Source organism: Staphylococcus ureilyticus, assembly GCF_002902235.1.
Lineage (GTDB): Bacteria > Bacillota > Bacilli > Staphylococcales > Staphylococcaceae > Staphylococcus > Staphylococcus ureilyticus.
The window spans coordinates 1-5,784 of record NZ_PPRL01000097.1; the positions used below are offsets into that span (position 1 = coordinate 1).

A 5,784-nucleotide genomic window follows, 5' to 3' on the forward strand; every position below is an offset into this window, starting at 1 on the left:
ATTTTACATGTAGTATTTAAACTTTCATTTAATATAAACTGATGGTAAGTAACAACTTAACCATCAGTTTACTATATCATAGTTTATAGACTTGATAAAGTTAAATTATCCTTATATCCCATGGTGAAAACTTGGCTATCAGCGTTTCAATTTTTTCTTTTTTACGTGATATAAAACCTATAATTTTAAATTGATTTTGGCTTTCTTGAAAATATTTCACTGGGATGTCATCTGCCGTTGCTTGTAAATTTAACTGCTGTTTTATTTCTGATAAATCTTCTATATTTCTAATGATGACTTGTTTTGCATTTGCTAGTTTATTACTTTCAAACGACGCTACACTTTCTATTTGGTTAATAATAAGTTGTTTTTTATTATTTCTATATTCAAATTTACCTTTCACAATAAGTGTATCTGTCTTGTTTAAGTATATTTCGAATTTTTTATATGCGTCTGGGAACACTACCCCATCTAAATTATTAAGTCCATCATTTAACGTAATAAATGCCATATTTTGTCCGTTTTTAGTACGAATACGTTTTAACTGGTCGATTTGAATAAAGATAGGTTGATTATCTCTAGCATTATTAAGCTTATAAATACCAAGATATTGTTTTTCTTCAAATGCCTTCTCTACAGGATGTGTCGAGACATAAAACCCTAAATATTCTTTTTCATAATCACTTAGTACTTGATCCGGTAATTCTTCTTTGTCTTCATAAGATGTTTTTGGGGTCAATACATCAAAAATAAAATCATCTTGTTCCACATTGGAGACGTCATCTAACACTTGATCAATCGCATGCAATAAGGTCGCTCTATTTTTACCAAATGTATCAAAAGCCCCGACTAATATTAATGCTTCAAGTAATTTTCTACTCTTTATTCTTTTAGGTATACGACGTGTAAAATCAAAGAAATCTTTATATATACCATTACTTTTTCTTTCATCAACAATAAGTTTAACACTCTGATAGCCGATGCCTTTAATTGCGCCTAAAGATAAATAGATACCTTTGTTGCTTGCTTTATAAAACCAATGACTTTCATTAATATTGGGTGCCAATATATTTAATTGCTGATGTTTCGCTTCATCGATCATTTGTGCTGTCTTCTTTTCACTGCCAATTGAATTACTTAGAATATTGGCATAAAAATAATTAGCATAATGTACTTTTAAATAACTCATAATATAAGCTATTTTGGAGTAACTCACCGCATGTGCACGTGCGAAGCCATAATCTGCAAATTTTAAAATCAGATCAAAAATTTGTTTGCTTAATCGTTCATCATACCCGTTACTTAAAGCACCTTCCACAAAGTGTTGTCGCTCACTCTCTAATACTGCACGATTCTTTTTACTCATTGCACGTCTTAATATATCTGCTTCACCATAACTAAAATTAGCAAACTTACTCGCAATTTGCATAATTTGTTCCTGATAGATAATAACACCATACGTTGTTTTTAAAATAGGTTCTAAGTCTTTATGCAAATATTGTACTTTTTCAGGGAAGTGTCTCCTAGTAATATAGGTTGGTATTTCTTCCATAGGTCCAGGTCTATACAAAGAAGTTACAGCTACAATATCTTCAAATTGTTCTGGTTGTAATTTTTTCAATACATTTCTTATACCATCAGATTCTAGTTGGAATACACCTGTTGTATCACCATGTGAAAGTAACTGAAATACTTTTGAATCATTAAAAGGAATGGCTTCAATATCTATATCAATGTTCATATCTCTTTTCACTTGCTTAACGATTTGATGAATAATAGATAAATTTCGTAAACCTAGAAAATCAATTTTCAACAGACCAATACGTTCCGCTTCGGTCATAGTCCACTGTGTCAGTATGCCAGTATCACCTAAAGTTAATGGAGTATACTCATATAAAGGGTGATCGTTTATAATGATCCCTGCTGCATGTGTTGACGTATGTCGTGGTAGACCTTCTAATTTTTTACAAATTTCAAACCAGCGTTCATGCCGATGATTTCTATGCACAAATTGTTTAAATTCCTTTTTCTCATATGCCTCATCTAATGTAATGCCTAATTTATGAGGGATTAAAGATGAAATTTCATTTAATGTTATTTCATCAAAACCCATAATCCGACCGACGTCTCTTGAAACTGCCCTTGCTAATAAATGACCAAACGTCACTATACCAGAAACATGATTATTGCCATATTTTTCCTGTACATATTTAATCACTTTTTCTCTATGTGTATCTTCAAAATCAATATCAATATCTGGCATAGTAACACGCTCAGGATTTAAAAAACGCTCAAATAACAAGTTATATTTTATGGGATCAATCGTCGTAATATCTAATAAGTAACTAACTAAAGAACCAGCAGATGAACCACGACCTGGACCAACTAATACATCATGCGTTTTAGCAAAATGTATTAAATCACTTACAATTAAAAAATAGTCTTCAAAACCCATGCGTGTAATAATTTCATATTCATGATTAAGCCTTTTAGCGTATCTTTGTAATGATGCTTGGGATAGATTTAACTGTTTCAAATTTTGTTGAAGCATCTCATAAAGATAATCTTTAGACGGCTGATTATTTGGTGTTTTAAATTTAGGTAATAATGATTGATGATATTGTAGTTCGGCATTACAAATGGATGCGATGTAATTTGTATTTTGCCAAATACGCTCACTAACATGGAATGTATCTAGATCAGCTCTACTAAACATATGTGCGTTGTAATCATGCACTTCTTTAACTAAATCTAATTTCTCATTATTTTTTATAGCAGCTAATGCCGTTAAAGTATCCGCATCATCTTCATTTAAATAGTTTGTACTTTGTGCCCACACGGCCGGAAAATCTAAACCTGGTTGGCTACTGTGATTTACAAATATATCTTCGTTACCAATAAAATTTTGTAATATGCTTTGGTGTGCTTCAGTTACATCTTTAAATATGACAATCAAATGATCAATATATTTATTAAGCCACTCTAAGGGCGTTTCAGACTTTTCTTTCATTTTAATTGCAGATGATAATTTAAATAAATCTTTTAGACCTTGATTATTTTTAGCAAGGACAATGGTTTCAACTGAAGCTAAACCATCTGTGAGATAAATTGTCATACCAAATATTGGATGAATATTTGCTGCTATGCACGCGTCGTAGAATTGGGGATAACCATATAAAACATTTGTATCTGTAATTGCTAATGATGTGTAACCTTCTTTCGTTGCTTTCGCAATGACATCTTTAATTTTAATACTTGAATTCAATAAGTCATACGATGTATGAACGTTTAAATGCGCAACCATCAGCAAATACCTCCCAAATCTTACAATTTATTATTTAATGCTTGTGCTAATTCTTCAAATTGTTGCCAATCTGCAACGGAAACACCAGATGCATTCGGATGGCCTCCACCACCAAATGCATTAGCAATATCATTAATGACGATACCTTTAGAACGAATGCGACATCTAATTTCAGTTCCTTCATCTACCGCAAAAACCCATATTTTCAATCCTTGAATATCAGCAATCGCATTGACAAATAGCGAAGCTTCATTCGCTACAATATCAAATTTTTCTAGTACATCTTTTGTGATTTTCACCTTACAAAAACCTTTATCATTTAAATCAAAATTTTGTAAAACATAGCCTTGAAATGGCAATAATTTAGCATCTTTTTCACCCAATTTATTCAATTCTTGTTGATGATTAAATGAATATTTTAATAATTGGCTTGCGACTTCCATCGTATGTGGTGTTGTATTATTAAATAAAAAACGCCCAGTATCTCCAACAATACCTAGATACAATACTCTTGCTACAGAATCATCAATCAGAGATTGATCGTTAAAATGACTTATGAAATCAAAAATAATCTCACTCGTTGATGATGCTTCATCATTGACATAATTTATATCTCCATATTGGTCAACTGCTGGGTGATGATCAATTTTAACAAGACGTTTGCCAGTATTGAATCTATGGTCACTGATTCTCGGTGCATTAGCAGTGTCGCATACGATAACCAATGCTTCGTTATATTGGTCATCACTAATATCATCAAAAGTACCGATAAAATTAAGCGACGGTTCTCCTTCTCCAACTGCAAAAATATTCTTTTCTGGAAATTTAAGTTTTAAGTAATTTTTCAAGCCGAGTTGCGATCCATAAGCATCCGGGTCTGGTCTCACATGTCTATGTATAATTACTGTTTGAACCGCTTTTATTTCATCCATAATTTGATTAAATTCCATCGTCATTTTATATCTTCCTTTTTATAATTTATATATACCCTTTAATCTATCATCTGACAAATGATCATCGCTTTTGCAACATGTTTACCATCACTTGTCATCGTTACCTCTAATTTAGCAAAATTTCTACCTACATCTAACATATCATAATGTACATTAATTTCAGATTCAATTTGCACAGTCTTAATGTAAATGATATTTAAACTTTCAATCATTACTTCAAGTTTCTTTAATTTCCGCATTTCATAACGAACGGTTTCTTCAATAATTGCTACAAAAACCGCTTTACTCAATGTGCCAAATTGATTTGTAAGTAAAGGCGAAGTTTGTACTTGAATATCATCGTTTGCAATTGTAATATGTTTAGCTACTTGATCATTAATGGTTTCACCTACTTGTGGCTGACGACTCAGCAATTGCATTGCTGTTAATACATCTTTTCTGGTAATTACACCTATTAATTTTTTGCTTGGTGAAATCACTGGTAATAATTCAATACCTTCCCAAATCATCATGTGCGCACAATTTGCAACAGTAGTTGAAAGTTGTACATTGAGTGGAGACTTCGTCATAAAATGTGCTAAAGTATCATTGTCATCCATTTTAATTATTTCTTTACTTGTGATAATACCAACTAAACGCCAATGTTCATCAATAACCGGGAATCTGGAATGTCCTGTGCGTTTTGCTTTTTCTTTGTAATCGTGCAAGGTCATATTATCAAAAACCACAGTATCTTCATTCACTGATTTAACTATGTCTTCAACGACCAATATTTCTTTCCGAATCATTTGATTATACATCGCTCTATTAATAATATTTGCAACTAAATATGTATCATAATTAGATGACAGTATCGGTAAATCATGTTCATCGGCATATTTGATTATCTCATTAGACGTTCTGAAACCACCAGTAATCAATACTGCGCTTCCTCTTTTCAATGCGGCCAATTGGACATCTTTACGATTTTCTACAATCAATAATGTGTGAGGACTTAAATACTTTACCACATCTTCAATTTCCATTGCACCAATCGCAAATTTTGATAATGTCTTAATAAGGCCATTTCTTCCTCCTAATACTTGTCCATCAATTATTTTTACAATTTCTCCAAATGTAAGTTGTTCAATTTGTTCACGTGATTTCTTTTCTATTCGGACAGTACCAACTCTATCTATTGTTGCTACTAAACCAATTCTACCGGCATCTTTAATCGCACGATACGCTGTCCCCTCAGAGACATTTAAATCTTTCGCTATTTTTCTAACAGAAATCTTTTGTCCTACTGCTAAAGATTCGATATAAGATAAAATTTGCTCATGCTTTGTCATTTTAATAACCTCATTTTTGACATTTTCTATGATATTATAACTTTTTATAGCTAAAATTGCGATTTAATCACTTAAAAAATATATTTTAACTATAATTATGACATATATTCAGTAATATATTAATATTTATAAAACTTTTTACTCTGTTACTATGAAAATATATAATTTTTAATTTGATTTGTGATAAACTCTAATT

2 protein-coding genes and 2 pseudogenes are annotated in these 5,784 nt (G+C 31.4%); all 4 read right to left on the minus strand.

Annotated elements, in window-relative coordinates; genetic code table 11:
* Positions 1–100: 100 nt before the first annotated feature.
* A pseudogene (locus tag CD150_RS10055) lies at positions 101–2,821 on the minus strand (DNA polymerase III subunit alpha); the annotation flags it as partial.
* A 113-nt stretch (positions 2,822–2,934) separates the two neighbouring features.
* Positions 2,935–3,304: pseudogene (locus CD150_RS13995) on the minus strand (PHP domain-containing protein); the annotation flags it as partial.
* Positions 3,305–3,324: 20 nt separating this feature from the next.
* Entirely contained in the window at positions 3,325–4,260 is a 936-nt protein-coding gene (locus CD150_RS10060; RefSeq protein WP_103161552.1) for a DHH family phosphoesterase, read from the minus strand.
* A gap of 35 nt (positions 4,261–4,295) precedes the next feature.
* The gene (locus CD150_RS10065; RefSeq protein WP_103161553.1) at positions 4,296–5,588 is read right to left on the minus strand and encodes a DRTGG domain-containing protein; all 1,293 of its coding nucleotides are present in this window, start codon (positions 5,586–5,588) and stop codon (positions 4,296–4,298) included.
* Positions 5,589–5,784 lie beyond the last annotated feature (196 nt).